The organism is Frankia sp. CcCS3 (assembly GCF_977927575.1).
In genome coordinates this window covers 9,957-13,929 of sequence record NZ_CDWRCL010000098.1, presented here as the reverse complement: position 1 = coordinate 13,929, position 3,973 = coordinate 9,957, and the positions used below count along the sequence as shown (strand labels likewise).

Annotated in this window: 4 protein-coding genes and 1 pseudogene; 3 read left to right on the top strand and 2 right to left on the bottom strand. The window is 73.3% G+C overall.

The window, feature by feature from the left end; translation table 11 throughout:
* Positions 1-212, bottom strand: a 212-nt coding sequence (locus AC08OQ_RS10785) for a histidine kinase N-terminal domain-containing protein (protein ID WP_476612019.1), incomplete at its 3' end; no start/stop codon positions are given.
* An 82-nt stretch (positions 213-294) separates the two neighbouring features.
* On the opposite strand from AC08OQ_RS10785, the gene AC08OQ_RS10780 reads away from it, so the two are divergent.
* The 3 genes and pseudogenes from AC08OQ_RS10780 (at position 295) to bioB (ending at position 3,463) form a co-directional block, all read left to right on the top strand.
* Positions 295-1,461, top strand: a complete 1,167-nt coding sequence (locus tag AC08OQ_RS10780) for an 8-amino-7-oxononanoate synthase (RefSeq protein WP_476612018.1) — start codon at positions 295-297, stop codon at positions 1,459-1,461.
* 13 nt (positions 1,462-1,474) lie between these two features.
* Entirely contained in the window at positions 1,475-2,191 is a 717-nt protein-coding gene (bioD, locus tag AC08OQ_RS10775; protein WP_476602265.1) for a dethiobiotin synthase, read from the top strand.
* 200 nt (positions 2,192-2,391) lie between these two features.
* Positions 2,392-3,463, top strand: a pseudogene (bioB, locus tag AC08OQ_RS10770) (biotin synthase BioB).
* Positions 3,464-3,777: 314 nt separating this feature from the next.
* On the opposite strand, the gene bsaP reads toward bioB, so the two are convergent.
* Positions 3,778-3,973: biotin synthase auxiliary protein BsaP (gene bsaP / locus AC08OQ_RS10765; protein WP_476612017.1), on the bottom strand; the 196-nt coding region annotated here is incomplete at its 5' end.

The window sequence follows — 3,973 nt, the reverse complement described above, 5'->3', positions numbered from 1 at the left end:
GGACGGACCTGGGCCACGACGAGGAATTCGGCTCCGCTGGCGTGGCCGCCCCGACTGGCCCCCGAACCGGAGCGGACAGGCACGAGCAGCAACAGATCAGCGAAGGAGAGGTCGGCGAGCAGAGCCCAGTCCGCGACGAGCGCGTGCAGGTGGTCGATGTCGTCGTCGCTGAGATCCGTGCTCGCGCGCAGCATGTCGGCGAGGGTTCCCACGGCTCGCAGACTGCCAGACCGGCCGGGTTCGTGAGGTGGCGGGCACCCCATCACAGTGGTCGATACCCGTACGCTGGCCCTCGTGACCGTCGATGATGCCGCGGCGGCCGCGCCGCTCGCCTGGCTCGCGGGCCACGCCCGGGCCCGGGTCGCCGCCGGGCTGCGCCGCGAGCTACGCCCGCGGGGCGGCCCGGACAAGCCGGGCGCGGGCGTGCTCGTCGATCTCGCGGGCAACGACTACCTCGGGCTCGGTCGTCATCCGGCGGTCGTCGACGGCGGGATCCGCGCCCTGCGCGCCTGGGGTGCCGGGGCCACCGGGAGCCGGCTCGTGACCGGGACGACCGCGTTGCACGGGGAGCTGGAGAACGCGCTCGCCGCGCACGCCGGATTCGCCTCGGCCCTGGTCTTCTCCTCCGGCTACACGGCGAACCTCGCGGTGGTCACCGCCCTGGCCGGCCCCGGCGACCTGGTCGTCTCGGACGCGCTGAACCACGCCTCGATCGTGGACGCCTGCCGGCTGTCCCGGGCGGACGTCGTCGTGACGCCGCATGCCGATGTGGCCGCGGTCGCGGCGGCCCTCGCTGGACGCCCCTGGCGGCGGGCACTCGTCGTGACCGAGTCGGTGTTCTCCGCGGACGGCGATCTCGCCCCGCTGACCGAACTGCACGCGGCCGCCCGGGCCCACGGAGCGGTCCTGGTCGTCGACGAGGCCCATGCGCTCGGGGTGGTCGGGCCCGCCGGTCGTGGGGCACTCGCCGCCACAGGCCTCGCCGGGAAGCCGGATGTGGTGGCGACGGCCACCCTGTCCAAGGCGCTGGGCGGCCAGGGCGGTGCGGTGCTGGGCGGGGTGGCCGTGCGCGATCACCTCATCGACACCGCCCGCAGCTTCATCTTCGACACCGGCCTCGCCCCGGCGAACGTAGGCGCCGCGCTGGCCGCCCTGGAGTTTCTGGGGGCCCACCCGGAGCTGCCCAGCACCGTCCGGCGCCGGGCCCGTCAGCTCGCCGACCTGACCGGCGCGCCGGATCCCGCCGGGGCCGTCGTCTCGGTGATCATTGGGGATCCCGAACCCGCGACCGCGGCCGCGGCGACCTGCCGCGGGCACGGGGTGGCCGTCGGCTGCTTCCGGCCACCGACGGTGCCGGTCGGGACCAGCCGGCTGCGCCTCGCCGCCCGGGTCGATCTCACCGATGCCGACCTCGCGATCGTCACCGACGCGCTGGCCGCCGCCGGGGTCCTGGCCCGATGACGGTCCTAGCCCGATGACGGTCCTGGTGGTGACCGGGACCGGCACCGGGGTCGGCAAGACGGTGGTGACGGCCGCGATCGGCGCGCTCGCGCACGACCGACGCCGCGCGGTCGCGGTGGTGAAACCGGCCCAGACCGGTGTTGGCCCCGGCGAGCTGGGTGACGTCGACCTCGTCCGCGATCTGACCGGGATTACCGACGTCCACGAGCTGGCCCGCTACCCCGACCCGCTCGCTCCGGCCACCGCCGCCCGCAGGTCCGGGCACCGGGCCGTCGACCTCGACGAGCTCGCCGCCCGGATCGGCATACTCGCCGACAGCCGCGATCTCGTCCTCGTCGAGGGCACCGGCGGCCTGCTGGTCCGCTACGACGCGGGCGGCGCCACCCTCGCCGACCTGGCCCGGGTGCTGCGGGCGCCAGTGCTCGTCGTGACCGCCGCGGGCCTAGGCGCTCTGAACGACACGGCGCTGACCCTGGAGGCGCTGGCGCACCGCGGCCTGGACCTCGTCGGTGTGGTGGTCGGGTCCTGGCCGGCCGAACCGGACCTGGCCTGCCGGTGCAACCTCACCGACCTGGAAAGCCTGGCCGCCCGGCCGCTGGCCGGCGTCCTCCCGGCGGGAGCCGGCCTGCTGGCCCAGCCCGAGTTCCTGGCCGTGGCGCGTGCCTCGCTGCAACCGGCGCTGGGCGGCACGTTCCGTGCCCAGGAGTTCAGGGCTCGCTACGAGACATAACCACCATGCTCGATGGTGTTCGGGGCTCGATGGTGTTCGGGAATCCGGCCCCACATCCGCGCGCCGGTTCGACAATGGGTGCGCATGCACCTGGGTGCATGCGCACCAGTCCCGACCACGATGCCCACCGCCACCACGCATCCACCGCACCCGCCGACCCTCGTCTGGAGACCCCTGTGACTGCATCCGTGACCACGTCCGTGACCGGATCCGTGACCGCGCACCCCACCGCACCTGCACCTGCACCGGCGTCGCCGCGGCCGCCGGCGGACCAGGACGGTGCCGGCATCCTCACCGTGGCACGGCGCGAGGTCCTCGAGGGCGGACAAGGGCTGGACGAGGCCGGCGTGCTCGCCGTGCTCCGGCTCCCGGACGAGACGCTGACCGATCTGCTCGCCCTGGCCCACGAGGTGCGGATGCGCTGGTGTGGTCCGGAGGTCGAGGTGGAGGGGATCGTCAGCCTCAAGACCGGCGGATGCCCGGAAGACTGTCACTTCTGCTCGCAGTCCGGCAAGTTCGACTCGCCGGTACGGTCCGCCTGGCTGGACGTGCCCTCGCTCGTTGACGCCGCCCGGCAGACCGCGGCGACAGGCGCCACCGAGTTCTGCATCGTCGCGGCCGTGCGGGGCCCGGACGCCCGGCTCATGGCGCAGGTCCGGGAGGGGGGTCGCCGCCATCCGTGCGGCGGTCGACATCAACGTCGCCTGCTCGCTGGGCATGCTGACCTCCGCGCAGGTCGACGAACTCGCGGCGATGGGTGTGCACCGTTACAACCACAACCTGGAGACGGCCCGCTCGCACTTCCCGAACGTGGTCACCACCCACAACTGGGAGGAGCGGTGGGAGACCTGTGAGATGGTGCGGGCCGCGGGGATGGAGCTGTGCTGCGGCGCCATTCTGGGCGTCGGCGAGAGCCTCGAGCAGCGTGCCGAGCTCGCCGCCCAGCTTGCGGCCCTGGAGCCCGACGAGGTTCCGCTGAACTTCCTCAACCCGCGGCCGGGGACGCCCTTCGGGGATCTTCCGCTGGTCGAGCCGCGTGACGCGCTGCGCGCGATCGCGGCGTTCCGCCTCGCCATGCCGCGCACGATCCTGCGCTACTCCGGCGGACGCGAGATCACCCTGGGTGATCTCGACGTGCAGGGGATGCTCGGTGGTATCAACGCCATGATCGTCGGGAACTATCTGACGACGCTGGGCCGCTCCGCGGAGGCCGACCTGAAGATGCTGGCCGAGCTGAGCATGCCGATCAAGTCCCTGCAGGCCACCCTCTAAGCCCCCCATCCGTTCCACTTCAGCGCTGGTTCGTGCCCGGCTGGTTCGCGCCCGGTGCTGATGCTCCCGTTCGCGCAGGAGGTGGACCTGCTTCACACGTGGATGCGTCTCTACCCACCCTGGTCGCCGACGATAACCGGCGGCTCTGGCCCCGGCAGGACTGGTCCCGACATGAACCCGACGCCGCAGCCCGAGTCCGGTGGTCGGGCGCGCAGCGGTCTTCGTACGCCTCGGCCCGGCTGGCCGGACCCGCCGGCACTCGGCCGGGGCCAGGATCGCGGTCGGCGTGACGACGGTGGACGTGACCGACGAGCTCAGACCGAGAGCAGCCCATGCTCCGCGCACCGGGCCGACCAACCCACCGGGGTGACCTGGACGACCATCCGCCGCCGGCAGGCTCGACAGTAGCGGGGTGGCTCCAGCTCGCGGGCCCGCCGGCACGCCTCGTGGCTGCCCACACTGGCCAGCTGACCGCAACGGTCACAAAACGCGGCGTCCATAATGGGCAGC

Excerpts from the sequence above, each read along its gene's own strand:
- bioD (WP_476602265.1), top strand. The coding sequence starts at position 1,475 with ATGACGGTCCTGGTGGTGACCGGGACCGGCACCGGGGTCGGCAAGACG.